The organism is Chromohalobacter nigrandesensis (assembly GCF_023061285.1).
Taxonomy (GTDB): domain Bacteria; phylum Pseudomonadota; class Gammaproteobacteria; order Pseudomonadales; family Halomonadaceae; genus Chromohalobacter; species Chromohalobacter nigrandesensis.
Genome location: NZ_JAKGAM010000002.1, coordinates 355,634 through 381,868, shown reverse-complemented (window position 1 = coordinate 381,868; position 26,235 = coordinate 355,634). Strand labels below are relative to the sequence as shown.

Annotated in this window: 21 protein-coding genes and 1 pseudogene; 7 read left to right on the top strand and 15 right to left on the bottom strand. The window is 59.1% G+C overall.

Going from position 1 to position 26,235, the window contains the following annotated elements; genetic code table 11:
• Positions 1-92: 92 nt before the first annotated feature.
• The gene (locus tag L1073_RS05265; protein WP_246897330.1) at positions 93-1,019 is read left to right on the top strand and encodes a 2-hydroxyacid dehydrogenase; all 927 of its coding nucleotides are present in this window, start codon (positions 93-95) and stop codon (positions 1,017-1,019) included.
• Between the two features lie 89 nt (positions 1,020-1,108).
• On the opposite strand, the gene L1073_RS05260 is transcribed toward L1073_RS05265, so the two are convergent.
• The 9 genes from L1073_RS05260 to L1073_RS05220 form a co-directional block, all read right to left on the bottom strand.
• Complete coding sequence (locus L1073_RS05260) at positions 1,109-2,569, bottom strand: NAD-dependent succinate-semialdehyde dehydrogenase (protein ID WP_246897328.1); 1,461 nt, start codon at positions 2,567-2,569, stop codon at positions 1,109-1,111.
• Positions 2,570-2,635: 66 nt separating this feature from the next.
• Positions 2,636-4,294 (bottom strand): ABC transporter ATP-binding protein, encoded by a 1,659-nt coding sequence (locus L1073_RS05255; RefSeq protein ID WP_246897326.1) that lies wholly within the window; start codon positions 4,292-4,294, stop codon positions 2,636-2,638.
• A 4-nt stretch (positions 4,295-4,298) separates the two neighbouring features.
• Positions 4,299-5,207, bottom strand: coding sequence for an ABC transporter permease (locus L1073_RS05250; RefSeq protein WP_246897325.1), 909 nt, complete (start codon positions 5,205-5,207; stop codon positions 4,299-4,301).
• Complete coding sequence (locus tag L1073_RS05245) at positions 5,204-6,160, bottom strand: ABC transporter permease (RefSeq protein ID WP_246897323.1); 957 nt, start codon at positions 6,158-6,160, stop codon at positions 5,204-5,206. The genes L1073_RS05250 and L1073_RS05245 overlap by 4 nt, the downstream gene beginning before the upstream one ends.
• A gap of 102 nt (positions 6,161-6,262) precedes the next feature.
• Positions 6,263-7,903: an ABC transporter substrate-binding protein gene (locus L1073_RS05240; RefSeq protein WP_246897322.1), complete on the bottom strand. Its 1,641-nt coding sequence runs from the start codon at positions 7,901-7,903 to the stop codon at positions 6,263-6,265.
• Between the two features lie 129 nt (positions 7,904-8,032).
• Positions 8,033-9,307 carry an NAD(P)/FAD-dependent oxidoreductase gene (locus tag L1073_RS05235; protein WP_246897320.1) on the bottom strand — a complete coding sequence of 425 codons (1,275 nt, stop codon included), beginning with the start codon at positions 9,305-9,307 and terminating at the stop codon, positions 8,033-8,035.
• Between the two features lie 34 nt (positions 9,308-9,341).
• A complete protein-coding gene (locus L1073_RS05230; RefSeq protein ID WP_246897317.1) occupies positions 9,342-10,016 on the bottom strand; it encodes a haloacid dehalogenase type II in 675 nt (224 codons plus the stop codon).
• A gap of 168 nt (positions 10,017-10,184) precedes the next feature.
• A complete protein-coding gene (locus tag L1073_RS05225) occupies positions 10,185-11,516 on the bottom strand; it encodes an NAD(P)/FAD-dependent oxidoreductase (RefSeq protein ID WP_246897315.1) in 1,332 nt (443 codons plus the stop codon).
• Positions 11,517-11,567: 51 nt separating this feature from the next.
• On the bottom strand, positions 11,568-13,043 hold the full coding sequence (locus tag L1073_RS05220; protein ID WP_281505990.1) for an aldehyde dehydrogenase family protein: 1,476 nt from the start codon (positions 13,041-13,043) through the stop codon (positions 11,568-11,570).
• Positions 13,044-13,357: 314 nt separating this feature from the next.
• Between L1073_RS05220 and L1073_RS05215 the strand changes: the two genes are divergently transcribed.
• From L1073_RS05215 to L1073_RS05205, 3 genes and pseudogenes are all read left to right on the top strand, one after another.
• Positions 13,358-14,149 (top strand): GNAT family N-acetyltransferase, encoded by a 792-nt coding sequence (locus L1073_RS05215; protein WP_246897312.1) that lies wholly within the window; start codon positions 13,358-13,360, stop codon positions 14,147-14,149.
• Between the two features lie 15 nt (positions 14,150-14,164).
• Positions 14,165-15,487, top strand: a complete 1,323-nt coding sequence (locus tag L1073_RS05210) for an amidohydrolase (RefSeq protein ID WP_246897311.1) — start codon at positions 14,165-14,167, stop codon at positions 15,485-15,487.
• A 240-nt stretch (positions 15,488-15,727) separates the two neighbouring features.
• A pseudogene (locus L1073_RS05205) lies at positions 15,728-16,178 on the top strand (zinc-binding dehydrogenase); the annotation flags it as partial.
• Between the two features lie 124 nt (positions 16,179-16,302).
• Here the strand turns inward: L1073_RS05205 and L1073_RS05200 are convergent.
• Positions 16,303-16,860, bottom strand: coding sequence for an SDR family oxidoreductase (locus L1073_RS05200; protein ID WP_246897309.1), 558 nt, complete (start codon positions 16,858-16,860; stop codon positions 16,303-16,305).
• A 540-nt stretch (positions 16,861-17,400) separates the two neighbouring features.
• Between L1073_RS05200 and L1073_RS05195 the strand changes: the two genes are divergently transcribed.
• From L1073_RS05195 to L1073_RS05185, 3 genes are all read left to right on the top strand, one after another.
• Entirely contained in the window at positions 17,401-18,576 is a 1,176-nt protein-coding gene (locus L1073_RS05195; protein WP_246897307.1) for an amidohydrolase, read from the top strand.
• Positions 18,577-18,647: 71 nt separating this feature from the next.
• Positions 18,648-18,875: a hypothetical protein gene (locus tag L1073_RS05190; RefSeq protein ID WP_246897305.1), complete on the top strand. Its 228-nt coding sequence runs from the start codon at positions 18,648-18,650 to the stop codon at positions 18,873-18,875.
• Positions 18,876-18,897: 22 nt separating this feature from the next.
• Positions 18,898-20,331: a sodium:solute symporter family protein gene (locus L1073_RS05185; protein WP_246897303.1), complete on the top strand. Its 1,434-nt coding sequence runs from the start codon at positions 18,898-18,900 to the stop codon at positions 20,329-20,331.
• 12 nt (positions 20,332-20,343) lie between these two features.
• On the opposite strand, the gene L1073_RS05180 is transcribed toward L1073_RS05185, so the two are convergent.
• The 5 genes from L1073_RS05180 to L1073_RS05160 form a co-directional block, all read right to left on the bottom strand.
• Positions 20,344-21,225, bottom strand: a complete 882-nt coding sequence (locus tag L1073_RS05180; RefSeq protein ID WP_246897301.1) for a CobW family GTP-binding protein — start codon at positions 21,223-21,225, stop codon at positions 20,344-20,346.
• 159 nt (positions 21,226-21,384) lie between these two features.
• On the bottom strand, positions 21,385-23,007 hold the full coding sequence (locus L1073_RS05175) for an amidohydrolase (protein WP_246897299.1): 1,623 nt from the start codon (positions 23,005-23,007) through the stop codon (positions 21,385-21,387).
• A 239-nt stretch (positions 23,008-23,246) separates the two neighbouring features.
• Positions 23,247-23,693 carry an Lrp/AsnC family transcriptional regulator gene (locus tag L1073_RS05170; protein ID WP_246897297.1) on the bottom strand — a complete coding sequence of 149 codons (447 nt, stop codon included), beginning with the start codon at positions 23,691-23,693 and terminating at the stop codon, positions 23,247-23,249.
• 115 nt (positions 23,694-23,808) lie between these two features.
• Positions 23,809-24,666 carry a transporter substrate-binding domain-containing protein gene (locus tag L1073_RS05165; RefSeq protein ID WP_246897295.1) on the bottom strand — a complete coding sequence of 286 codons (858 nt, stop codon included), beginning with the start codon at positions 24,664-24,666 and terminating at the stop codon, positions 23,809-23,811.
• Between the two features lie 55 nt (positions 24,667-24,721).
• A complete protein-coding gene (locus tag L1073_RS05160; RefSeq protein ID WP_246897293.1) occupies positions 24,722-26,224 on the bottom strand; it encodes a tripartite tricarboxylate transporter permease in 1,503 nt (500 codons plus the stop codon).
• Positions 26,225-26,235: the final 11 nt, after the last annotated feature.

Sequence of the window (26,235 nt, the reverse complement as noted above, 5' to 3'; positions counted from 1 at the left end):
TAGGCGCATGGCTTCGCTTCATCACCGCCAAAACGGTATCCACTGCCTCTCAGACCATCGTAGGATGAAGTTTTAGCTAAGGAGGCGCTGCTATGGCACTGCTGTATAAATCTGACCCGGTGCGCGGCGCCCGGTGGAAAGAACTTTTTGCCCAACACGCGCCTGATATTGAGTTCCGCCAATGGCCCGATATTGGCGCCCCTAATGAGATTCGCTATTTATTGGCGTGGCAGCCCCCGGAAAACATCATGGCGTGCCTGCCCTCCCTTGAGGTGCTGTTTGCCACGTCCGCAGGTGTCGATCAGTTTGATTTTGACGCACTGCCTCCAGAACTGCCGGTCGTGCGGATGCTCGACCCCGCCATTGAGCGTGGCATGATTGAGTACGCCACCTTCGCCACACTGTGGTTGCACCGCCGCATGGGCGACTATGTGCGCCAGCAGCGCGAGGGAAAATGGCAGGCGCATATGCTTGTGCCTACTGAAAAACGACGTATCGGTATACTCGGTTTAGGCCAGCTTGGCTGCGCCATCGCGACCCATCTGGCAGGTTACGGTTTTGACGTGCACGGTTGGTCGCGTTCGCCAAAACAGGTGGCGAATGTTCACTGCCACAGTGGTCAGGCAGCGCTGGATGGCTTCCTTGCTGAAAGCGATATTGTGATCTGCGTGTTGCCGCTGACCGGCGCCACCCGCGGTATTCTCAACAGAGATCTTTTTACGCGCCTGCCCGAAGGTGCGGCCTTGATCAACATTGGCCGTGGCGAGCACCTGGTTGACCACGATTTGACGCAAGCCCTTGACGAGGGGCAACTGAGTGCTGCGGTGCTGGACGTGTTGAGCGAAGAACCACCCGCCGATGACCATCCCTTCTGGCAAGACGAGCGGATTTTGCTAACGCCGCATGTTGCTGCGATGACCCAGCCGGATAGCGCCTTTCCCGTACTGCTGGACAATCTGCGTCGTTATCAGCACGGAGAGCCAATGATTGGCCGTGTCGATCTGCAGCGTGGCTACTAGGGTCGCTACCATTTCACTAACGTTTCCCACTCGCTTGACTTGGGTATCGGCTAGCGAGTGGGGTTATGTCGGTGTTAGTTATGTCCGCGTCAGTTAAGCCCGCCCATATGAAACGCTTTCTCTTCCAGGTACTCGTCCAGGCCTTGGTGGGAGCCTTCACGGCCCAGCCCAGACTGTTTCATGCCACCAAACGGCGCTACTTCCATTGAGATAGAACCGGTGTTGAGACCGACCATGCCGAACTCCAGCGCTTCGCCGACCCGCCAGGCCCGGCGCACGCTTTCGGTGAAGAAGTAGGCGGCTAGCCCAAAGGGCGTCGCGTTGGCAATACGAATAGCGTCTTCTTCGCTGTCAAATTGCATAATGGGGGCGACGGGGCCAAAGGTTTCCTCCTGGGTGACCAGCATGGCTTCGGTTACCTTGGTGAGCAGTACCGGCGCCACAAAGCGATCCTGACCACTGGGTACATCGCCGAGCACCCGTTCAGCACCATGGGACAAGGCGTCATCGAGATGGCGGGCGACTTTGCTCACCGCCTGGTCATTGATCAGTGGACCGATAGTGGTGCCTTCCTCCATGCCGTCGCCACAGCGCAACGCCTCGATTTCCGTCGCCAAGCGGGCCACAAAGCGGTCATGAATGCCGGATTGAACCAGAATGCGGTTAGCGCAAACGCAGGTCTGACCGGCATTACGGAACTTGCTCGCCATGGCACCGGCCACCGCCAGTTCCAGGTCGGCATCGTCAAACACGATCAGCGGGGCATTGCCGCCCAACTCCAGGCTGAGACGCTTGATATCGTCGGCGCTCTGGCGCATCAGCAGGCTGCCCACCCGGGTTGAGCCGGTGAACGAGAGCTTGCGCACGGTGGGGTTGGAGGTCAGTTCGCCACCAATCCCTTCAGGCAACCCGGTGACGATATTCACTACGCCGGAGGGGAAGCCCGCACGCTCCGCAAGTACTGCCAAGGCCAGTGCTGACAGCGGCGTCAGCTCCGACGGTTTGATGACAATCGGGCACCCCGCCGCCAGCGCCGGGGCGCACTTGCGGGTAATCATGGCGATGGGGAAGTTCCAGGGCGTAATCGCACCGCACACGCCCACCGGCTGTTTGAGGATCACAATGCGACGATCCGCGTTGGGGGCGGGGATGGTCTCGCCGTAGGCGCGGCGTGCCTCTTCAGCAAACCACTTGATAAAACTCGCGCCGTACTGGGTTTCCCCACGCGCTTCGCTGAGGGGCTTGCCCTGTTCCAGGGTCATCAATACCGCAAGATCCTCGCTGTTTTCCAGTATCAGCGCATGCCAGCGCTCCAGCAGTGCCGCGCGGTCTGCCGCTGTGCGGGCACGCCAGGCGGGCCACGCCGCTTCGGCGGCTTCGATTGCCCGGCGGGTTTCGCTGGCACTCATGCTGGGTACGCTAGCCAGCGCTTCGCCGGTGGCGGGGTTGGTGACGGTCAGCGTGGCCGCATCGTCGGCGTCGCACCATTGTGCGTTGATAAAGGCCTGCTCGCGTAGCAGGTCACTGTCATTGAGGGGCAGCGTCGGCATGCTTTTCTCCATGTCATTAATAGGGCTAGGTCATCAATCGGTCTGGAACATCAATAGAGCTAGTGGTTAAACGGGCGCGGTTGACGGCTGCGTATGGGTCGACCATTGGCACCCCTCAAGCCAGCCAGGCTGGAGTTCAGGCACCGAGCCGATCAGCTTGCGGGTATAGTCGTGCTGTGGCTGGCTGAGAACTGTGCTGCAAGGGCCGAACTCCACACATTCCCCCTGGTAAAGCACCATGACGTCATCGCACAGCGAGCGTACCGTCGAGATATCGTGGCTGATAAACAGGTAGGCGACGCCCAGTTCACGGCGCAGTTCGGCCAGCAGTTCGAGAATGGCGGCGCCCACCACGGTATCTAACGCCGAAGTCACTTCATCGCAGAGAATCAGGTCGGGTTCTGCGGCCAGCGCCCGGGCGAGATTGACGCGCTGCTTCTGGCCACCCGATAGCCCGCTGGGCTTGCGGTCGAGCAGCGTGCGCGGCAGTTTGACCAAGTCCATCAACTCTTCGACCCGTCGCTGTCGGGCATCGCGGCTCATCTGAAAATAGGTTTCCAGCGGGCGGTTGAGCAGCCGCCTAACCGAGTGGGCGGGGTTGAGTGCATTGTCGGCGCTCTGGAAGACGATCTGGATACGCCGAAACTGGTCGGGTGTGCGTCCTCGCAGCGTCGGCGGTAGCTCACGGCAATTGAACTGAACTTCACCCCGTGACGGTGCCACCAGACCAGCGACTGCCCGGGCAAGCGTTGATTTGCCTGAGCCGGATTCACCAATCACGCCTAACGTCTGGCCGCGATCAATGCGCAGTTGGATATGATCCAGCACGACATTATTCGGCAGCCCATTGCGATCACAGCGCCCATAGCCCACTTGAAGATCATCGATACGCAACAGTTCGTCGCCGCTGGACTGAGGGCCGGAGGGCGTGCGGGCCTCCGGACGCGCCGCCGCCAATAAGCTTCGCGTGTAGGCATGGCCCGGATTGTCCAGGATTTGCCCAATGGCCCCTTGCTCCTGCTCCTCCCCGGCTTGTAGCACCAGCACGTGATCGGCAATCTGGGCCACCACGGCAAGGTCATGGGAGACATACAGCGCCGTGGTGCCCCGCTCGCGCATAACGCGTTTGAAGGCCCGCAGCACATCGACCTGAGTGGTCACATCCAGTGCGGTGGTCGGTTCATCCAGAATCACCAGCGCGGGATCGGTAATCAAGGCCATGGCGGCCATAAGGCGCTGTAGTTGGCCCCCGGAGACCTGGTGGGGGTATCGGTCGCCGATATGTTCCGGGTCGGGCAGGGCCAGCTCGCCAAACAGTTGAATGGCTTTCTGCTGCGCTTGCTGTCGATCCATAACGCCATGGATAAGCGCGCCTTCGATGACCTGATCCATTAGGCGGCGCGAGGGGTTGAAGGCTGCCGCAGCGCTTTGGGCGATGTAGGTCACCCGGTGGCCGCGCAACGCGCGGGTTTCCACCGCAGAGAGGGTGAGTATGTCGGTCTCTCCCAACTGCACGCTGCCCCCGGCGATCCGACAGCCACGCCGGGCATAGCCCATCATGGCCAGCGCAATGGTGGTTTTGCCTGAACCGGACTCACCAATTAGAGACATCACCTCGCCTGGCTTAAGCGCGAAACTGATCTGGCTGACGATAGTGAGCTCATCCTCACCAGGCGGGGTCGCACAGATATCAAGATCGCGTACGATCAGCGATTCACCTTGCATGGCATCACTCCTTCTGGCTGTCGCGGCTGTTCGAGAGACTGTCGATCAACAGGTTGGCACCGACGGTTAATGAGCCAATCGCCAGGGCTGGGGCAATCACTGCCAACGCCCCCTGGCTAAGCCCACCGATGTTCTCACGCACCAGAGAGCCCAGGTCGGCGGCCGGCGGCTGCACGCCTAAGCCCAGAAAGCTCATGCCGCTGAGCAGCAGGACGATAAACACAAAGCGCATGCCCATATCGGTGAGCACGGGCTGAATCATGTTGGGAAAAATTTCCACGGCGGCGATATACAGCCGTCCCTCTCCCCGGGTATGGGCGACTTGAACGTACTCCAGGGTGGAGAGGTTTTTGGCCAGGCTATGGGCAATACGAAACGAGCCCGGCGCGTAGCTGAGCACCGCCGCCAGAATCAGTAGCGGGATAGAGGTGCCAAAGGCGGAAACCATCACCAGGGCCATCATTTTGCTGGGGATCGAGATGAGCGTGTCGAATATCCGCCGAACGCTCTCCTCGAGCCAACGGGGCAGGAGCACCGTCAACATGCCAAAGCCCGCTCCGACCAAGCTCGAAAGCAGCGCGGCCACCAGGGCCAGCCCCACGGTGTAGCGTGCCCCGGTGAGCATGCGGCTGAGCATGTCGCGGCCCATATAGTCGGTGCCCAGCAGGTGGGCTGTGCTCGCGCCGCCATAAATCTGGTCAGAGACAAAAGCCCCCATGGGATACGGTGCCAACAGTGGCCCAAACATGGCCACTAATAGCCAGAAGCTAAACAAACCAAGACCGATCCAGCGGGTGAGTTGCAACCCTGAACGATTGCGCTGCTTTGGCACCGCTATCGGCAGGCGGCTTCTTGGCGAGACATAGGGACGACGGTTGCCCTTGCTAGCGGGCATTGTTTTGGTGTCGTTCATCGGTTTCGCAGCCTCGGGTTGGAGAGGATCGCGCACAGGTCAGCCAGCATGACCAGCAGCAGATACGCGCCGCAGAAGATCATGGCGCAGGCCTGTACCAGGGCGAGATCGCGGTTGGAAACCGCATCGACCATTAAGCTGGCGATGCCTGGATAGTTGAAGATGGTTTCGACGATGATCACCCCGCCCAGCAGGTAGGAGAGGCTAAGCGCTACCGCATTGGCAATCGGGCCGACGGCGTTAGGCAGCGCATGGCGCAGTACACGCCGCATCGGGGGAACGCCTTTGAGCCGGGCCATCTCGACATAAGCGCTGTCGAGCTGATCGATTAAGGCCGCCCGCGTCATGCGTGCCATTTGAGCAATCAACACGCTGCACAGGGTGAGCACCGGCATCGCGTAAACTTTCATAAAGGCGCCCAAACTATCGACGGTGGAGACGTAGGAGAGCGCCGGTAGCCAGCCGAGTTGCACGGCGAAAATCAGCACCGCCAGCGTGGCGACCAGAAACTCGGGTACCGCCACCATCGACAGGGTGATCAGGTTTAGGGTGCGGTCAAGAATGCCCCCCCGGCGCATGGCGGCGGCGATACCCATGATGAGTGCCACGGGGACTGAGATAACCGTGGTAATCGCGGTTAACAGTAGCGAATTGGGCAGCCGGTCATTGACCAGCTGTATGACATCTACGCCATTACTGGCGGAGCGGCCAAGGTCGCCGGTGGCAAAGCCACTTAGCCATTGCCAGTAGCGCAGCAAGGGCGGCTGATTAAGGCCTAGCTGGGCACGCAGCGCCTCCACCTGTTCCGGCGTGGCAAACTGCCCCAGCACCTGCTGGGCGGTGTCCCCTGGTAGCAACGAGGTAATCGCAAAGATCACCAGTGAGACCAGCAGCAGGGTAATAAGACTGGAGGCTAAGCGACCTAGTACCAGTCCAAAGAGTGAGTCGCGCATATTTCTTCTCCGGCTCAAGGGCCATGTTCGTCATCATCAAGCGTCGTTAGGCGCTTTTGTGATAATGCCCATGGCTCGTGATTACAGTAGGGAGAGCAGGGATTAGCCTTTCCACCAGATATGCTCGGCGAACATATAGCCCATGAAACTACCCAGAGGCACGGTGCGATCCATTCCACCAATGCGGGCATCGAAGCCTTCGACACTGCTTATGAAGACGGGGATGCCGATACCACTCTCTTCATGGATCATGGTCTGCATATCGGCGTACATCTGTTTACGGGTGGCCAAATCCGGCTCTCCCCGCGAGGCAATCACCAATTGATCGAACTGCTCGTTGTGCCAGCCGGCTTCGTTCCAGGCAGCGCTGGAGAGGAAAAACTGCGAGAGCAAAATATTCGCCGTGGGGCGGGGATTAATATTGCCGAACCCCAGCGGGTGTTTCATCCAGTGGTTAGACCAGTAGCCATCGGAGGGGACACGGTTGATATCAAGGTTTAGCCCTGCCTGAGCCGCGGACTGCTGGAGAAGCACAGCCATATCTTCTGACGAGGAAGCCGCTGGAGAAGCGACAAGCGGTACTGTGGCTCCGCTCAGGCCAGCCTTCTTCAGCAAAGAGGCCGCTCGCTCTGGGTCGTACTCACGCTGAGGTAGCCCATCGAAGTAATAGGGGGAGCTTGAGATAATCGGCTGGTCGTTGGCAATCTCCCCATAGCCGCGCAGGGCGACGCGCTTGATCTGCTCGCGGTCGAAGAGATACTTCATCGCCTCTCGAAATTCTGGGCGACTGGTGGGCTGTTCATCAAAGCGCATCACCAAGTCGGTGTAGTTACCGGCGTTCGTCGCTTTTACCTGGTAGCCGTCACTGGTTTTCATGCGCTCTGCGGAGTTGCCACTCACTTCATTGATCATCTGCACATCGCCAGAAAGCAGCGCATTGACCCGTGACGATTCGTCGCTAATACCCACCACTTCGATAGCATCCAGGTAGGGATGGCCATCGCGCCAGTAGTTCTCATTCCGAACGCCGACCGAACGCACGCCGGGAGTAAACTCCTGGCACTTAAAGGCGCCGGTACCCAGCCCTTTCGAGAAGTCGGTGGTTCCGTCTGCCACAATCACCAGGTGCGAAACGGCCAGGATGGAGGGTAACTCGATATTGGGCGAGGAGAGGTTGAATTCGACACGTTGATCATCCAGTGCCTTGACACTTTCGATTTGTTCGACCATGGAGGCGACTTTCGAACCCGTTTCAGGATCTTTATGGCGCATGATCGAAAAAATCACATCCTGGGGTGTCAGCGGTTTGCCATCGTGGAAGGTGACGCCGCGCCGCAGGGTAAAGATCCAGTGGCTGCCGTTGTCGGTATTTTCAAACGACTCTGCCAGGCAGGGCTGGGGTGTCAGATCCTCATCGAACTGGGTCAGGCCGTTATAAAACATGTAGGCGCGGACATAGTCGATGGCTGTCGCCCCTAAGGCAGGGTCAAGCGTATCTTTTGTGGATGCCGAGTGCGCCGCTACGCGGATACGGCCGCCGTATTGGGGTGTTGCGCTTTCGCTATCCGCCGCCCAGGCCGAAGAGAAACCGGGAAAGGCACCGGCCGCGGCAGCAAAGGCGCCCGTCGCGCCAATAACTTTCATGGCATCGCGTCGAGACAGCCCGCGCTGCATGGCGTTGTAAACCTGCATGCTTTGTTCGGGAGAAACAAACAGATCATTAGGATTTTTTTCACGTGTCATAAGCCTTCTCCTTACTGCGATCAAGTGTTGTTGTGAGTCTGGCAGCGCGTGCTTAGCTGTTTTTGTAATCGCTGTTTTGCTCGCTCTCTTGGTGAGTTTGGGAAGCAGTGTGAGAGCTGTGGTTATGGCTTAATGCAATCGATCCTGTAGTCGGTACCAACTGCCCACCAGGGGTAAAAACCACGGCTTGCCAAAATGGCCGGGGATCGCTGGCCACTTGGTATCGTGCCAAGGATGATGCTGGCGGTTGCCTAGCATCACCTCGGCTAACACATGCCCCATATGCACCGACATCTGTACCCCATGGCCGCTATAGCCCATGGCGTAGTACATGCCGTTGTGCTGGCCTGCATGGGGAAGCCGGTCTTGGCTCATATCGACCAGCCCGCCCCAGCAGTAGTCGAGCCGCACCCCTTTTAGTTGGGGAAAGGCCTCTTCCAGCCCCCGGCGCAGTATCTCGCCGCTTTTGGCATCCGATTGGCTGCCGGACATGGCAAACCGTGCCCGCCCGCCAAACAGCAGTCGGTTATCGGCGGTAAGCCGGAAGTAGTGACCGACGATGCGGCTGGTGACATAAGAGCGCCGCTGGGGTAGCAGTTGGGCACACTGGGCGGCTGAAAGCGGCTCGGTGACGACGATAAAACTGCCCACCGGCACCAGGCGGCGGCGAAACCAGCTTAGTGGGCCTTTTTGCGAAGCGCCGGTGGCCAGCAGCACGTTTTCGGCGCGAATATCACCGCTGGGTGTGCCTAGCCTGTACGTGGACTTCTCGCGGGTGACGCGGGTCATCGGCGTACGTTCAAAAATATGCGTGCCATGCCTGGCTGCTGCTTCGGCCAAGCCGACACCGAAGCGCCCCATATGCATCTGGCCGCCGTTATGCTGCAGCAGCCCGCCATGGTAGAGCGACGAGTCGACCTCCTCTCGAACGGCGGCGGTGGAGAGCATCTCCACGTCGCTATCCACATCACGGCGAATGGCGTCGCAGGTGCGCGCGAGCTTGTCGTAGTGTTCCGGTTTAGCCGCCAGCTTCAGCTTGCCGTGGCGCAGGTAGTCGCAGTCGATAGCCTCTTCGGCCATCACCTGCTCGACGCTGGAGACGGCCTCGGCGTAGGTGGTGTAGTGAGCAATCGCCCGCTCGCGGCCCAGTTGCTCGACCAGGCTGGCGTAGTCTTGGGCCACGCCGGTGTTGCACTGGCCACCGTTGCGCCCCGAGGCTTCACCAATGATTTGGCCCGCCTCCAGCAGTGCTACGCGGGCCCCGCCCCGGGCCAGCGTGCGAGCAGCCGACAGCCCGGTAAAGCCACCGCCCACCACCGCAACATCGTAATGCTCTTGGGTGAGCGCCTGCTGGCCCCCGGTAAAGGCGGGCGCTGTGGACAGCCAATAAGAATTGAGTTGCATGGACGGCTCCTGCACGGTTGGCGAAATAGTCAGCTTAGAGACCGACTAACGCGGGCAAGTCGCGGATATCGTTAATCTTGGTCGCCCCGTAGCCGTCGCAATAGGGCTCGTGGTTGCGCGCCACAAACGCCTTGTTCTTGATGCCCATTAGGTGAGCTGAAATAAGGTCATAGCGGAAGCTCGATGAAACGTGCAGCAGCTCTTCGGGGTGGCAGTCCAAGCTGTCGATCATGGCTTCGAAGGCGGCTAAACGTGGCTTGTAAACTTTGAACGTATCGGCGGTAAAGACCTTGTGAAAGGGCACCTCAAGCTTTTGCACGTTAGCCATGATTTGGCCGTCATCGGCATTGGAATAAATCACCAGAGGGATTTTGTCGGCAATTTTCGCCAGCCCCTCAATCACGTCCGGGTGTGGGCCCCAGGTAGGTACGGCCTGGTAATAGAGCATGCCTTCGTTGTCACGGTATTCGATGCCCCAACGCTTGCAGGTACGCTCCAGCGCCGTGCAGAGAACCTCGGCATAGGGTTTCCACTCGCCGAGTACTTCGTCGTAACGGTAGGCGCCAAAATCCTGCACGAAGCGCTCCATGCGTTCGGCATCAGGGATGCGATCGGCAAAAATTTCGCGCGTCATGCGCCCCATCTGGAAGTTGGTGAGTGTGCCGTAACAATCAAAGGTGATGTACTTAGGGCGCATAATCTCGCTCATGGTTTTGATCCTCTTTTGTCTTGATCGGAGGTAGTTGGAGAGTCCTTAGCGCAGCCACTCATTTCATTACAGCATTCTTGAGCAGGCGCCAGACGCTGAAAGTACGCGCCCGGCTAACACAAACCGCCTTTTTTTGGGAGGGATGCAGCATAGAATGCGGCAGGCCGCTCACATCATTTCTGGCTGGCGGATACGGCTGCCATCGGAGAAGCGGTTGATGTGGTAAGGCTCGGGATCTACAACCGGCGTTGCATTGGTCGCCAAATCCGCGGCCAGCCTGCCCGCACCAGGTCCAATGCCGAAGCCGTGGCCACTACAGCCAGCGGCGACGATAAAGCCGGGGATGTTCTCAACCGGGGAGATGATGGGAATCATGTCCGGCGTGGTATCGATCATCCCGGCCCAGGCGCGGGCAATATGAATGCCTTTAAGCGCTGGGTACTCTGCCTTCAGTTCTGCCAGAGCGGCACGTGCCTGGGGAAGGTCGGGGGTGGGGTCAAGCACGCGCTGGCGCTCAAACGGCGATACCTGATCAAATTGCCAGTTACCCGCCGCTTCAGGCCCGTTGAAGAAAGACGCACCAATGCGGATCTGCAGCTTTTTGGCTAATTTGCTGCGGTAGGCGGCGTAGAATTTGCTCGCGTAGCGTAGCCCTTGGGGGCTGATTTCCACCCGGCCAAGCCCCGGCAGCGCCAAGGTGTAACTGCCATCCAGGCGGCGGCGCAGTGCGACCCTGGGGGTGATCAAGCAGCCCGGTGTGACCTCCGGCGCGGCGGTGGTTTGCAGCGCGGTGCCCATGATATTGGCCGAAGGTAGCTCAACGCCGTGACGACGGCAGAAGCGAGAGCTCCAGGCCCCGCCTGCACAGATGACCGTCGAGGTCTTAATCAATCCGTGCTCCGTCCAAACGCCACTCACACGCCCGTCATGCAGATCCAGGCCGCGCACCGCACAGTTTTGGTGAAGGTAGGAGCCGTGTTCACGGGCGCCAATAGCGATGGCCGAACAGGCCATTGAGGGTTCGGCCTGGGCATCGCTGGGCGACCAGACGCCGCCAATACAGGGTGAGGTGGTGCCGGGGGCGCGCTCGCGGGCTTCTTCGGCACTCAACATATGGCTGATAAAACCTCGCTCCTGGGCCTGTTGCCCCCAGGCCTCCCATTTGGCAAGGGTCGCTTGGCTATCCGTGGTGTAGACGATACCGTTGCGTCGAAACCCTACATCGCGGCCTATCTCTTGGGAGAACGCTTCCCAGCGGTCAAGGCTATACATGGCCAGCGGCAGCTCGAACATATCGCGATTTTGCTGGCGTACCCAGCCCCAGTTGCGGCTGGACTGCTCAGCGCCGATAAGCCCCTTCTCCAGCAGCGCCACCGAGACCCCTTGACGAGCCAACTCATAGGCGGCGGTCGTTCCCACAATACCGCCACCGATCACCACCACATCAACCTGCTCGGGAAGGGCCGGGCTGTCATGCACGGCGTCCACATTGATAAACATGCTGCTACCTCTAGTTGGTAGATAAAGTCACCATACAGTACGCGGTGTCACTCACTGGTCGAGATCGATCAGCACGCTTTTATGTTGCAGGCAGGCGTCAAAGGCCGCACGGCCCAGATCCCGGCCCACGCCAGAGCGCTTGTAACCGCCAGTGGGCAGAATGTAATCGTTACTACGACCGTAGCGGTTAACCCATACCGTACCCGCCGAGAGTTTTCTTACCGTGCGCAGCGCACGCCCTAGGTCAGCGGTATGAACGCCCGCAGCCAAACCGTAAACATCGTGCTCGGCCAGCGCTAAGGCTTCTTCTTCACTGTCGAAGGTTTGAATGGTTAGCACAGGGCCGAAGATTTCTTCCTCAACGGCAGGATTGTGGCGGTCGTTGGTATGCAGCAGGGTGGGCTGGTAAAAGTGGCCGCCATCATTGCGTTCAAAGCGCTCTCCGCCGCTCAGCAATTCAGCGCCCGCCTCGCGGGAGCGCGCCACGATGGATTCAATGCGCTCCAATTGGGTAGCGGAAATAATCGGCGAAAACCAACCGCCAGCCTGCCAGGTGTGACCAGGGGTGAGGGCGTTGAACAGCCCGCGAAGCCGCTCAACCATGGGCTCAAGCAGTTCCTGTTGGATCAATAACCGTGAGCCGGCGACACACACTTGCCCGGCGTTGCCGGTAATGGCGGCGGCAAGGGTTTTCGCGGTGCGATCAATATCCGGGATATCGGCAAACACCAGTTGCGGGCTCTTGCCACCCAGCTCCAGAGTGACCGGCTTGGGCCCGGTTTCGGCACAGGCGCCCATGATGGTGCGCCCGGTCACCGTTGAGCCGGTGAAGGTGACCTTGGCCACATAAGAATGACGGCATAGGGCATCGCCGGTTAACGGCCCGTTGCCCTGGATGACGTTGAACACCCCTGGCGGCATGCCCGCCTCAATGGCTAGCTCAGCCAGCCGCACGGCGGTAAAGGGCGTCATCTCGGAAGGTTTGAGCACCACCGTGTTGCCTGCGGCCAAAGCGGGGGCGACTTTCCAGCAGGTCATGCTGAGGGGAAAGTTCCAGGGTGCGATCGCGCCAACGACGCCTAGCGGCTCGGCAATCTGCATACCCAGGTGGTCGTGGGCGGTCGCCGCGACTTCGCCGCCGTGCTTGTCGGCGAATTCCGCAAAGAAGCGAATACCTTCGGCGGTGTAGGGCACATCCCAGGCCCGGGTCTGATCGATCGGCCGGGTGGAGCCGAGGGATTCCAGCGGGGCGAGATAATCAATATCGGCTTCAATCAGATCTGCCCAGCGGCGCATAACCCTTGCCCGCTCCCGTGGCGCACAGCGTGACCAGTCACCGCGCATAAACGCCTGGTGGGCACTGGTCACGGCATCATCGACGCGATTGGCATCGGCCATGGGCAGCTCGGCATAGACGGCCCCGTCGGAGGGGCGCGATACTCTTAGGGCGCTTGGGTCGATAACGCGCTGGCCCTGAATAAAGTGCGCACATGGGATAGATATCTGGGCAGGATCGAAACTTGGCATGAGAGTCCTTGAAGTTAGTTCAATAGCGTTTTCGTTTACCTACCATCCTAGGTCGGATGCCCCAGCATGGGGTGCTGAGTACAGGGTGCTTGGGCGCAGGGGATGCGCTCCTCTATAGCAGCGACGAATAAATCTGCTGAATTGCACGGAGTGCTCTTTTATGGCGTGGCATCGCTGCGTCCTGAGTGCCAAAGTAGCGGCAAACCGATCAACCCCAGCGCAAGGAAAATAGTGCGATGACTCACTCCCCTTTGACGTCTGCTTCAGCTAGTACTCCCGCCCGCTTTGAACGTGAGGGCTTAACGTGGCGATCCATGACCGTTAACGATCTTGAGGCGGCGCATCGCCTGTCGCTTAAACTCGGCTGGCCCCATCGCGTCGACGATTGGCGCCAGATGCTTGAGGTGGGAGAGGGCGTCGCTCTGGAGAGCATCGACGGTGAACTGGTGGGCACCGGGCTTTGCTTCAATCAAGGGGCTGTGGCCACCCTGGGGCTGGTAGTGATTAGCGACGAGTGGCAGGGCCTCGGGCTGGGGCGCGAGATGATGGCACGGCTGATGGCGCTGGCGGGCCCACGAACGCTGATGTTGGTCGCCACGAAAGCGGGCCAGCCGCTGTACCAAAAACTGGGCTTTGAGCCGTGCAATCGCATCTGCCAATACCAAGGAGTGGTCACCGGCGCACCGCCTGCGCCGCATGAGCCGGGTTTACGTCCGATGGCGGCAAGCGATCAGGCGGCGCTGCTCGCGTTCTCACCCGACAGCCCGGCTCATGCGGTGGCCGTTCAATCGGCTAATAGAGGGGTGGTGATTGAAAAGGCAGGTGTCATTGAAGGGTTTGCGCTGAAGCGTACCTATGGGCGCGGCGAGCATATTGGCCCCATTCTGGCGCGCAGTGCCGAACAGGCGCAGGCGCTGGTGTTGGCGCTGCTGACGGATGCTGAGGGTGATTTTATACGCATTGATTTGGTCGATCCCGGCGACGATAGCTGGCTGACGGCGTTAGGGCCCACCTGCGTCGATCAAATCACCCGTATGCGCTGTGGCGAGGCTGTCGAGGAGGGGCCGTTAACGCGCTTTGGCATGCTGACTCAGGCGCTGGGCTAACGGTGGAGGCTGCTTATGAACGCGAATATCGTGGATGCCGCTAACGCCATCGCTCCCCAGCTTTCTGCCCAGCGACGTGACTTTCACCGCTACCCCGAGCAGGGGTGGATGGAGTTTCGCACCGCCAGCCTTGTAGCTGAACGGCTTAGCCAACTGGGGTTCAGCGTTCAGCTGGGGCAAGCAGTGGTGAGTGAGTGTGCGCGCATGGGCGTGCCGGATAGACAAACCCTGGACGAAGCCTTGGCGCGTGCGCGCACTCAGGGCGCTGTTGAGCGCTGGTTGCCTGCCTTGGAAGGGGGCTTTACCGGCGTTGTAGGTACGCTGGATACGCAGCGCCCAGGGCCGACCCAGGCGTTCCGTTTCGACCTTGATGCCCTGCCAATCGTAGAGTCCAGCGAGGCTGATCACCGTCCTTATCAAGCGGGTTTTCACTCGATCAACCAAGGCTCAATGCACGCCTGCGGCCACGATGGCCATGCCACCATAGGGTTGGGAATGGCCGAACTGTTGAGCCAATTTTCCAGTCAGCTGGTTGGCAAAATAAAATTGATTTTCCAACCCGCCGAAGAGGGTGTGCGGGGGAGTCAGTCGATGGTCGAGGCGGGTGTCGTCGATGACGTTGACAGCTTGGTCGCCACGCATCTGGGCCTCGGCCACCCCAGCGGTCAGGTGATATGCGCGGCGGATGGCTTTCTTGCCACCACCAAGCTGGATGTTCACTTTTCGGGCAAGGCGGCCCATGCCGGCGGGCAGCCGGAGGTTGGCCACAATGCGTTACTGGCTGCCGCCCAGGCGACGCTTGGTTTGCATGCCATCGCCCCTCACAGCCAAGGCGCCGCGCGGATTAATGTTGGTCAACTACATGCCGGGAGTGGGCGCAATATCATTGCCGATAGCGCGCTATTAACGCTGGAGACCCGTGGCGCCACTGCGGACATAAACAGCTATATGGAAAAGCGTGCGTTTGAGGTGCTCAAAGGGGCTGCCGCTATGCAGGGAGTAAGCATCTCTACCGAACGCGTCGGCGCTGCCAGTGCCTGCGCCGCCAGCCCTGCTTTGGTAGAGAAAATTGCCGCTTGTCTCGCCGCTTACCCTGGCATCACTCAGTTAGTGAGGCGCGACGTGACGCCCGCGGGCTCTGAAGATGCCACCTCGCTAATGGCCAGGGTGATGGAGCGTGGTGGTCAGGCAACCTACATGATTTTCGGTGCAGATCTTGCGGCAGGTCACCACCACGCCTGCTTTGACTTTGATGAGACAGTGATACCGTTGGCAGTTGGCGCGTTGATGCAGATAGCGCTTGATCCATTCGCCTCATCTATTACTACTGTTTCATAAATCTCACTATCGGCTACCTGAATACGTGAAGTCAGCACTGTCATTTTCCCGATCATCACCAGCGAGACCAGCGGTCCGGCCCAGACATTATGACAGGCACCAGGCTAACTTACTCAGAAATGCTTAAGCCGATGGACTTGATAGACTGGTTTTTCCCGTTTTCTCACCGGCTAGGCATGGCCAACTGAGCAACCGGTGGACGCTAATTACGCAGTGATTGGAGGCGGTTTCTGGTCGACGACGTGGTTTACCCATGCGCCGCGCGATTACGACCACGCCGAAGCCGCTACCTTGACCCCGGCCGGCTTGACCGCCTGGCGCGCACTGGTGGTGGACGGCAATCTCAAGGCCGGCGACACGGTTTTGGTGCTGGGCACCGGTGGCGTCTCGATCTTCGCCTTGCAGTTCGCCAAGCTGATGGGCGCCACGGTGATCGCAACCTCGTCCTCGGACGAGAATGCTCAACGGACGCGGCGGCGAGATCCCCACCGCCAAGCTGATGGCCAAGCAGGCGCGTCTGCAGGGCTTGATCGTGGGTAGCCGGCGCGATCAGATCGAGATGATCCGGGCCATCGACGCCAGCGATCTCCATCCAATCATCGACCGGCGTTTCGCTCTCGACGAGATCGCCGACGCGTTTCGCCACCAGGAAGCAGGGCACCACTTCGGCAAGATCTGCCTGGAATTCTGATTCGCGCAGACGCAGAGCGGTGATAAATCCAGCCCTCAACAGCAAGAAGCCGGCCAAGGCCGGCTTCTTGTCGTTCGCTTTTCCTACAGCTTTGCGACTATATCTTAACTACGCAAAGTCACGTTCAGGGTGAAACCTGGCGGGTCGGCATCACCAGTAGTTCCTGCAGGTTGACGTGGCCGGGCTGCGCGAAGCCGTAGACTAGTGCACTGGCGATATCCTCGGCGTGTAACGCTTGGACGCTATCGCGGCGCTGTTGCATCTGCTCATCGGGCACGTTGTAGCCCCAATTGGTATAGGTGGCACCGGGTTCGATCAGCGATACACGGATGCCATCCTCGCCGAGTTCCTTGCGCAGCGCGTCGTGAAAGCCTACCACGGCGAACTTGGTGGCGTTGTAGACCGACCAGCCAGCGATACCATAGCGTCCGTCGACGCTCGAGACGCTACTGATCATCGCCCCCTCGCGGCCACGCATCATCGGAATGGCCCGCTGAGTGCAGTTGAGCACCCCATAGAGACTGGCATCGATAGTAGCCCGCCACTCCTCATGGTTGCTCTCCTCGAAGCGGTTGTTATAACCGACGCCGGCATTGTTGAAGAGCAGATCGAGCCCTCCGAATTCGCGCTCGACGTCGGCCACATGGACGCGGGCACGTCCACCGATACGCTTGGCCAACATCGCTTGGTTTACAAACGAAGTCGCTTTCTCGCCCTCCCTGGATAGATCGCCATGAATATTCTTGCACTCCTCTGACATCCGTAAGCGTTAATTCCATTCTGGAACCATTTGTCTATGTGAGGTGATTCTGCCGGGCGCCTGCGTGGTGCGCTCCGATGTATCGATGTGTGCTAAAAGAGGAAAGAAGGCTTTTGATTTTTGTTTAAAAACAGTAATTTAAGTTTTAATTTCTTGTGGTGGCATGCTGTTTGCTTTAGTGGCTTATAACGGAATATATGGAATGTAGCAGTACCGACGAAGCGGAGGAGAAAACGTCATGAGCTATAAGCGGCGAGATTTCATTAAAACAGGGGCTGGTGCTCTGGTCTTGGCAGAGTCATCAGAACCGGAAAGAACGTTTGCTACAGATCTGAACGCTCGTGTTCCTTACGGATACACTGGGTTGACTTGACATCAAAGCTCTGCAATACAGTTTTAACCAATCGAAAAAGCTGTGGTACCTATTTCAACTGAACAGAGAGCAGCGCGAACGGGATGCCTATGAAGACCGAAACACTGAACAAGCTGGTCCAATTCCGGCACAACCTACACCAAGAGCCCGAGCTGGGCTTCGAGGAACGCGATACGTCGCGCAAGGTGGGGGCCTATCTTGATTCGCTCGGCGTCGAGTACGTCAGTGGGATTGGTAAGACTGGCATCGTGGCCTGGATCATAGGTACGGTCGGCGACAGCGATGCCAGTGTCGGGCTCCGAGCCGACATGGACGCGCTGCCCATCGAGGAAAAAAGCGGGGTCGAGCATATCTCGACGCGTACCGGGCGCATGCACGCCTGCGGCCACGATGGCCATACCAGCATACTGTTGGGCGCGGTCGATTACTTGAAGAAAAACAACGATTTTGCAGGCACGGTCTATTTCGTGTTCCAGCCAGCCGAGGAAGGGGTCGGCGGCGCCAAGGCGATGATCGAAGATGGTATCTTCGAGCGCTTCGATATGCGTGAAATCTACGCACTGCATAATTGGCCATCGCTGCCGATCGGCCAGTATGGACTCATCGCGGGGCCGATTATGGCCGGCGGCGACCGAGTCGATATCACCATCCATGGCCGCGGCGGACATGGTGGGCTCAACCCGCATGGCTGTATCGATCCGATTCGCATCGCTGCCGAACTCGTGCACAAGGCCCACACCATCATTGCCCGTGAGGTCGATCCGCTGAACCCGGCGGTGTTGAGCATCTGTGCCCTGCAAAGCGGCGACTTGGCCGGCTTTGCCGTTATCCCCGACACCGCCACGCTATCCGGCACTATTCGCGCCCTCGACGAAGCTACCCGCGAGGTCGTTCGATCAGGGCTGCGTCGACTCTGTCAGAGCCTGGAGCAGTACTATGGCGCAGAGATCGAGCTAGTCATCGAGGACAAGTTCGGGGTCACCGACAATGATCCGGGAGCGACCGAATCGGCCCGACAGGTCATCGCCGACTGTTTCGGCGAGGAGGCACTGGCGGTGAACCACAAGCCCTGCATGGGCGGAGAGGATTTCTCGTACATGCTGGCCGAGCGCCCCGGTGCTTATATCCATGTCGGGTCCGGCGACGCCGAGCATAGCCGCGGTCTGCATCATCCTGAGTATGATTTCAATGATCGGATCATGCCGGATGGAATCCGGCTGCTCACTGAACTAGCTCGCAAATCGCTTGAAAAACAACTTCAATGACGTGAGTTCATGAATAGCGTGAGCCGTCATACCAAGGAATACCCTAAAACAATCGAAAGGAGGGCGCTCTTATGGCAACCAGCCGCCGAAGTAAAGTCACCCGACCGTACATCGTTTTCGTGGTGGTAATGTTCCTGCTCATGATCTTCCCGCTTTACGGGCTCGCCAACCACGTGTTCCCGCTGGTACTGGGGCTACCTTTCGGTCTTTTCTGGGTCATTCTTCTAGAACTAATCGCCTTCGTCGCGTTGTGCTTTTTCTACCGCTACGAGTATGGCAACGGGGGCGAGCATGAATAATTGGGTATTCGCGCTGGGCTCGATGCTGGTGTATCTGGTCCTTGCCTTCGTGATTGGGCTCATGGCTGGGCGTAAACGCTCGTTCTGGTCGGTTTCCGAATACGCGGTCGCAGACCGCGGTCTTGGCCTGATCGTGATCTGGTTCATGATGGGCGGTACGGTTTTCAGTGCGTTTTCCTTCCTCGGCGGTCCGGGCATGGCTTTTTCCCAGGGGGCAGCGTCGTATTTCGTACCGGCCTATATAGCACTCGGGATCCTGCCCTGGTACTTGCTGGGACCAAAGGTGGGCCGTATTGGCGCTCGCAAGAATTTTTTCACCATGGGTGATTTCCTGGGGGATCGGTATCAGTCCAAGGCGTTGACCGTGATCGTGGGTGTGATCTCGGTACTGGCTTTCATCCAGTATCTGACCCTCCAGATCAAGGGTATGGCCTTCATTTTCAATATTCTCACCGACGGAGTAATTCCGTATTGGTTCGGCGCGTTGCTGGCCTACGGCATCGTGGTCGCCTATGTGGCAACCTCGGGCGTACGCGGTGCAGCGTGGAGCGATGTGTTGCAGGGCGCGCTAATGCTTATCGTGGCTTGGACAGTCGGCTATTACCTGGTCTATACGCTGCAGGGCAGTCCAACGGAGATGTTCACTGCTATCGATCAGGCAAAACCAGGATTTCTGACCATCGGCCAAGACGGCTCGCCGATGTCGGCTATGGCGTATTCGACCGTCATATTGGTATCGGCCCTTGGTTTTTTGATGTGGCCGCATCTATTCACCAAGTCCTATACGACCACCGAAAAACGCATCAAGATCACGACAATGGCTTTCCCCCTGTTCGGTATCTTTCTGGTGCCAGTGCTGTTCGTCGGCTTTGCCGCCATCGGCGTGGTCGCCCCGGACGCGTTGGAAAGCTCAGACGAGATCCTGCCGCATCTCGTGACCAACTATCTCGGCGCTAACAGCTGGCTGTACGGTTTGATCGGGGCCGGCGCTTTGGCTGCGGCAATGTCGTCTTCGGATGCAATCACCCACGGCGGCTCTGTCTCGCTAGGCCGCGACGTGATCCTGCCTTTCAAACCGGACATGAGCGAACGCACTCAGGTCTGGATCATGCGTGCCGGTGTGGTCGTGATTGGCGCAGCGGCCTATTGGCTGTCGATCTTCGGGGCGGCCGGTATCATTGCGCTGCTGGTCGGCGCCTATGGGTCGATCGCGCAGTTCGTGCCGGCGGTGTATGGCGCTCTGATATGGCGGCGCGGCACCAAACAGGGAGCCATCGCGGGGATGGTTGTCGGTATTGGCGTCAACTACTACTACCAGATCGTGGCGGAATCGACGCCGCTGGACATCAATGCCGGCATCGTCGGCCTGCTTTGCAATATCGTGGTATTCGTCGCGGTCAGTCTGATGACCCGGCCGGTACCCGCTACACTCGCAAACGAGTATGCTGACGCTTGAATCCGGTGATTGTTACAGCGCGCGTAGCGAAGCGATCAGGTGGTCCATGTCCTTGCCCGGGTAGCCGATGACCACCAGCGCCCGCGATTGATGGGCACGGGTCACGGTCCAGGTCAGCCGACCACCTGCAAGCTGAATAACATGGTAGCGACCGGAATGGTCGTTGGCCTGCACCAATCCCTTGGCGCGAACCAGCGTGGTAGCCGCCTCGCTCAGCAGAGCCTCGAGGGCGGCGAGATCAATGACGCTGGCGAACTCCACGCTCTCGGTGACTAGCGTCCCGCTGCCTCGCGTCGCGGAATCGGCAGTCGAAGCTGATGGCGGCTTCTCTGCCTTTTCGAGCGTCCTGCCTGCCGTCGGGTTTAGCGCGGCGATTGATTGCAATACCTGCTCGCGCTGCGCGTCGGTCAGCCAGTTAATACGGTTGATGCGTAGATGGGCCACCTCTCGGATCTGGGCGACGACGATGTCTTTGATTGCCGTGTCTTTGTAGTGGCGTGTGAAGGCGCTGGCATCCACCAGTGTTTCGGCGCTTTCGAGCCGGAAGCCGCGTGCTGCGTCGAGTAACTGCATGAGCGGGCGCGGCCGAGCGATACCGCTAGCCTCGAAGATCAGATGCGATGGCGGCGTCGGCCATCGGCGTATGTCACGCAGCTGTGCGGAAAGATTGCCGGCGATCCCGCAACAGGCGCAGCCGTTGGTTAGCCGCAGGATGTGGTCTTCCTGCGATTCGATCAGCTCGGCATCGATGTTGATACGCCCGAAATCGTTGACCAGAAACAGCGCATTCGTGAGTTCACCGCTGGCAATGAGCGTGTTAATACGGGTGGTCTTGCCACTACCGAGAAATCCACAGAGCAGGGTGACGGGAATGGGCAATCTCGAGGTGCTCATCGTTTCCAACTCCATCCTCAAGCACGCCGATCAGGTGAAGGATCGGACATTACCCACCCCCTTGGGCATTGATCAATGAGTCGCCATGCCCCGGTATCGAGCGCCTTGGCTGGCGTAATCCGAGTAGCGTTTTGCCTGTATCTATTTGCGTGCATGCTCTCAGCCGCCGCCCGTCGACCGACCGGAAAGCAGCGTGTCGAACACACCAATGTCCTTGAGTGACGTGGTGCTGTCGAGCGGATCTTCGTCGAGTACCGTGATATCGGCAAGCTTGCCTGGCTCAAGGCTGCCGATGCGATCATCCAGGCGCAGCGTGTAGGCCGCACCCAGCGTGATCGCCTCCAGTGCGCGGGCGCGGCTAATCTTCTCTGCCTCGCCCAAGGTGACCCCGCTGGCGGTCTCGCGGGTAGTGGCACACCAGGCGGTAAACAGCGGCGAGATTGGCGTGACCGGCGCATCGCAGTGAATGCCGAAGACAATGCCCATTCGGTCGGCACTCGCCGCCGGTTCGAGTCGCTGGCAGCGGTCGAAACCGAGTGTCTTGGTTAGATGAATATCGCCCCAGTAGTAGATATGGTTGGCGAAGATGTTCAGGCAGGCCCCAAGGCGTGCGACCCGGCGTAGCTGGTCCTGGCGGATCAGTTGTACATGCTGAAGTGTATGTCGATGGTCTGGTCGTGGCCACATCGCCAGCGCCCCGTCCAAGGCATCAAGGATAACGCTGACTGCTTCGTCGCCATTGGTGTGCACATGCAAGTGAAGCCCGGCCTGGTGGTAATGCTGGACCATGTCGTGAAAAGTCTGTGGCGGTGCGTTCCAGACGCCGTTGTCCTGCCCGGTAAGATAGCCTGGCCACTGCAGGCGGGCTGTGAAATTCTGGATCGCGCCGTCGGTGACTAGCTTGACGAGCCCGAACTGCAGCCGCTCGTGGTTGTAGTCGATTGCCTGCTGCACCCGCTCGCTACCCATCTGTGGATCCCAGGCGAGAGCATTGAGTGCGGGTACCAGGCGGACCGGGAAGTCCTCGGCCGCAGTGACCTCGCGAAGTGCTGCAATCGCGGCATCGCTCATAGGATTGAGCAGATCGGTGATCGTGGTCACGCCCTCACGCCGCGCCGCTTGCGCATAGCGATTCAGTGCGCGGGTATCGGAAACGCCCTCGAAGATGTCGAAGTCCAGTGCATCGAACACTGGATGCATGGCGGCGAACTCTTCGAGTATGCCGTTGGGCCGGCCCTGATCGTCGCGCACGATGCCTTCGAGGTCCATATCGGCGAGGCCCGCCCGGTCAATGGTTGCACTGTTGACGAACATCACATGCAGGCTGGCATGAATAACCACGATCGGCCGTGTGTCGCTTACCGTATCCAGCAGTTGCCGGTTGATCGATACGGAGTCGAAATAGACCGGATCCAACCCCCAGGCAATGAGCGGGCTATCTGCGGCACCTTGATCGACGTGTGCGGCCAAACGCTGCTGAACCGCATCGGGTGTCTTGAGCCCTTCCCAGAGCTTGCCTTCCGGATCCCGTCGATCGAAATAGCCCAGATATAGATGGCTCCAGACCGAACCTTCCAGCGCATGGCTATGGCCCTCGACGAAGCCGGGCACCAACACCTTATCGGCATAGCGGTCGTCGACGACCACCTCGCCGAAGCGCTGTATTTCTTCGATTGGCCCGACACCGAGTATCCGCCCGTCCCGTACCGCCACACATTGCCCAACCGGTTGCGACGGGTTCATCGTATGAATGGTTTTGGCGGTATAAGCAGTAATTGTCATGGTTGTCGGGCTCTCGAGCTTCATGAGTGTGAAGCAGTCAACATAGTCGGCCTGTCACCAGTTACCACCAGGCGAAGCATTGGCCAGCCTGGCATCTCTCAATTTCTTGGCCTCTTCAACATAGGCTACCTGGAGATGGAAAGAGGTCAATCATTTGCCCGGTGTCGTCTGTCCGTCATCGCCAGAGCTCTCAGAAGGCCGAACGCCCAAGAGCGGAGAGTAGTGTCACCGATCTTTACTCAGATCTTGGCACCGCCCCGGCCATGCTTGATACGAGAGAGAAGAGTCGTACAATTTACTGAAATGACCTCCTCTCGCCCCAGGAGGCGCTCGCGTGCAAAGCGGTCAAATGTCTCCTGGCTATCGGTCAAGGTGTGCATGTGGAGGCTACGCAAGTCGCTCATGATGTAGAGGTTGATAACTTCATTGCAATCTGCGAGTTCCGCTGCCATCTCCTCGATGGCGTAAGGTGCGACTTTTAGATCCACGAAGGTCGAAATGACCTTGCCGAGCTTCGAGGGGTTGACCACAGCCGTAAACTGCTCGATGACGCCATTGTCGATGAGTTGCTGAACACGATCTCGAGCATGAGCGCGAGAGATGTCGAGTTCTCGAGCCATATCTGCGTAGGACATTCGACCGTCTTTGATCAGTAGATTAAGAAGCGCGTTATCAAGTTTATTCATGACGTTTTAGGAGCTTTAAATTATACAGGGAAAATTGAGAACAAGGTGTTCCAGAGCCCCGATTGTCAGTCAATGATCGCTAAAACGCCGACGGGGACTCTTCGGCGGCGTTGTGTCATTTCCGCGACGCGGGCCGTAGATCGTAGTCGAAATATTGTTCCATAAGCTCGACGAAAGTGCCGTCGGTGTAGATGCTATCCAGCGCTTGATTGAAGGTGTTGGCTAGTGCCTTGTCGCGTGGTCGAACGGCGATGGCGTTACCCTTTCCGAAGATCGACTCGGGGCTGTTGATCTGCGGCCCGAGTTGGACAAAATCGCTGTCGGTGTTATCGACTTCCAACGTATCCAGCGCGACCGGGTAATTGAGGAATGCTAGATCAAGGCGCTGCGACTGCAGGTCGAGTGCCACATCCGCCGCCGTGGAATATCGCTGGATATCAAGGGTGTCAGAATAGCGCTCGGCGACATAATTATCTTGTGTCGTTCCGCGCTGCACGCCGACGGACAAGCCTTTCAGTGTCTCCATGTCGTCGATATCGATATCACTGCCACGTCGTGCGACCCACACTTTGGGTGACATGGCGTAGGGCTCGGTGAAGCGCACCTGCTGCTCGCGGGCGGGGGTGATGCGCATCGATGACAGGATGGCATCGTACTTGCGTGATAGCAGCCCGGGGATGATGCCATCCCAGCCTTGTACGACCCATTCGCAATCCAGTTTGGCGCGCTGACAGAGCTCGTTACCCAGGTCGATTTCGAAGCCCGCGAGTTCGCCATCAGCGTTGCGATATTCGAACGGTGGATAAGGCACGTCGACGGCAATGCGTACTTGTTGTCTGTCATCGTTGGACGTGTCGTTGGCCAGTGCAGAAACAGTACTGGTCAGGCTGGCACCCACAAGCAGAACGGCGATGGCCAGCTTGAGAGGCGTGGTTCCGGTCGGATGAAGGTCCGGTAAGCGTAAAGGCGGCATGAGCAGATTCCTTGTTGTCATCGATGGGGCTTAGAAGCGGCCCCGAAGGGCCGGGTCAGGCGGTTTTTTCGCTAGGTCTTTGTCGCAGTCGCTGGCGAATCGCAAAAGCCACCGACACCACAGCGAGGATCAACAGTGTCAGCGAGATTGGCCGGGTGAAGAACAGAGTCCAGTTTTCGTCGGTCATCAGCGCGCGGCGCAGGTTGGTCTCGGCGATTGGTCCGAGGATAACGCCGAGCACTAGTGGTGCCAGAGGGTAATCCAGCTTACTGAGGATATAGCCGAAAATTCCCACCCCGAGTAGCAGATAGATGTCGGTGACGCGGTTGTTGAGGGCGAAAGCGCCGACGACACAGCACACCAGCACCACCGGCACGATCACCGAGCGTGGCACGTCGGTAACTCGCAGGAAGAAGCGCATACTGAATAGGCACACCACCAGCACCATGAATGCGGCAAGCAGCATGGCCATGAACATGCCGTAGACCAGATCGCCGTGATCGAGGATCAGGCGCGGGCCGATGCCAATGCCATGGACCATCAGCGACGCCATCAGCACCGCGTCGACGGCGCTACCCGGGATGCCCAAGGCGATCATCGGAATCAACCCACCACCGGACGTCGCCGAGTTGCCGGACTCCGAGGCGATCACACCCTCGGGGGTACCGGTGCCAAATTTCTCGGGCGTTTTGGAGGCACGCTTGGCTTGGTCGTAAGCCAAAAGGTTGGCGATGCTGCCGCCGGCCCCGGGTACTGCACCGATGAACACCCCGACCAGCGATGAACGGAGCAAGTTGATCGGGTAGGTTAGCGTCTCGCGGAGCGCATCCAGTGGCTTGAAGGTTACGTTGGCGGGAATCAGTTGCTTGCCGTGCTTCGTCTGTTCGGCATCTTCGACTTCCTGGAGCAACTGACTGACGGCGAAGATGCCGATCAGCACCACCAGGAACGGAAAGCCATTGGCGAGTAGGTCGATATCGAAGGTAAAGCGTGCCACCCCCATCATCGGGTCGGCACCCACGGTAGCGATGAATAGCCCCAGCAGACCGGTCATCAGCCCCTTGAGCATCGACTTTCCGACCAGGCTGGCGACCACCGTCATGGCGAAGATGATCAGTGAGAAATATTCCCAGGCGCCCAGTTTGACGGCAATCATCGCCAGCGGTGGGGCGGCGATGATCAGCACGATCACGCTGACCAAGGCACCGAAGAACGATGACCAGATGCCCAGCGCCAGGGCACGACCGGGCTGGCCGCTGCGCGCCATCGGGAAGGCATCGAAGGTAGTGGCGACTGACGACGGCGTGCCGGGAATGCCCAGCAGGGCGGCACTGATCAGCCCGCCCGAATAGCCGCCGACGTAGACCGCAAGCATGGTCGCAATGCCCTGTAGTGGGTCCATGCTGAAGGTCAACGGTAGGGTCAGCACGATGGCCATGGTGATGGTGAAGCCGGGGATCGCCGAGGCGATAACACCGGCCACCACGCCGAGCAGCATGGTGGCCATCGTCGATAGCGTGAATAGCTGGTCCATGCCGGCGAACAGCGCTTCCGTCATGTTGCGTCTCC

Coding starts and splice junctions, on each gene's coding strand:
- L1073_RS05265 (WP_246897330.1), top strand. CDS start 93: ATGGCACTGCTGTATAAATCTGACCCGGTGCGCGGCGCCCGGTGGAAA.
- L1073_RS05260 (WP_246897328.1), bottom strand. CDS start 2,569: ATGCCGACGCTGCCCCTCAATGACAGTGACCTGCTACGCGAGCAGGCC.
- L1073_RS05255 (WP_246897326.1), bottom strand. CDS start 4,294: ATGCAAGGTGAATCGCTGATCGTACGCGATCTTGATATCTGTGCGACC.
- L1073_RS05250 (WP_246897325.1), bottom strand. CDS start 5,207: ATGAACGACACCAAAACAATGCCCGCTAGCAAGGGCAACCGTCGTCCC.
- L1073_RS05245 (WP_246897323.1), bottom strand. CDS start 6,160: ATGCGCGACTCACTCTTTGGACTGGTACTAGGTCGCTTAGCCTCCAGT.
- L1073_RS05240 (WP_246897322.1), bottom strand. CDS start 7,903: ATGACACGTGAAAAAAATCCTAATGATCTGTTTGTTTCTCCCGAACAA.
- L1073_RS05235 (WP_246897320.1), bottom strand. CDS start 9,307: ATGCAACTCAATTCTTATTGGCTGTCCACAGCGCCCGCCTTTACCGGG.
- L1073_RS05230 (WP_246897317.1), bottom strand. CDS start 10,016: ATGAGCGAGATTATGCGCCCTAAGTACATCACCTTTGATTGTTACGGC.
- L1073_RS05225 (WP_246897315.1), bottom strand. CDS start 11,516: ATGTTTATCAATGTGGACGCCGTGCATGACAGCCCGGCCCTTCCCGAG.
- L1073_RS05220 (WP_281505990.1), bottom strand. CDS start 13,043: ATGCCAAGTTTCGATCCTGCCCAGATATCTATCCCATGTGCGCACTTT.
- L1073_RS05215 (WP_246897312.1), top strand. CDS start 13,358: ATGACCGTTAACGATCTTGAGGCGGCGCATCGCCTGTCGCTTAAACTC.
- L1073_RS05210 (WP_246897311.1), top strand. CDS start 14,165: ATGAACGCGAATATCGTGGATGCCGCTAACGCCATCGCTCCCCAGCTT.
- L1073_RS05200 (WP_246897309.1), bottom strand. CDS start 16,860: ATGTTGGCCAAGCGTATCGGTGGACGTGCCCGCGTCCATGTGGCCGAC.
- L1073_RS05195 (WP_246897307.1), top strand. CDS start 17,401: ATGAAGACCGAAACACTGAACAAGCTGGTCCAATTCCGGCACAACCTA.
- L1073_RS05190 (WP_246897305.1), top strand. CDS start 18,648: ATGGCAACCAGCCGCCGAAGTAAAGTCACCCGACCGTACATCGTTTTC.
- L1073_RS05185 (WP_246897303.1), top strand. CDS start 18,898: ATGCTGGTGTATCTGGTCCTTGCCTTCGTGATTGGGCTCATGGCTGGG.
- L1073_RS05180 (WP_246897301.1), bottom strand. CDS start 21,225: ATGAGCACCTCGAGATTGCCCATTCCCGTCACCCTGCTCTGTGGATTT.
- L1073_RS05175 (WP_246897299.1), bottom strand. CDS start 23,007: ATGACAATTACTGCTTATACCGCCAAAACCATTCATACGATGAACCCG.
- L1073_RS05170 (WP_246897297.1), bottom strand. CDS start 23,693: ATGAATAAACTTGATAACGCGCTTCTTAATCTACTGATCAAAGACGGT.
- L1073_RS05165 (WP_246897295.1), bottom strand. CDS start 24,666: ATGCCGCCTTTACGCTTACCGGACCTTCATCCGACCGGAACCACGCCT.
- L1073_RS05160 (WP_246897293.1), bottom strand. CDS start 26,224: ATGACGGAAGCGCTGTTCGCCGGCATGGACCAGCTATTCACGCTATCG.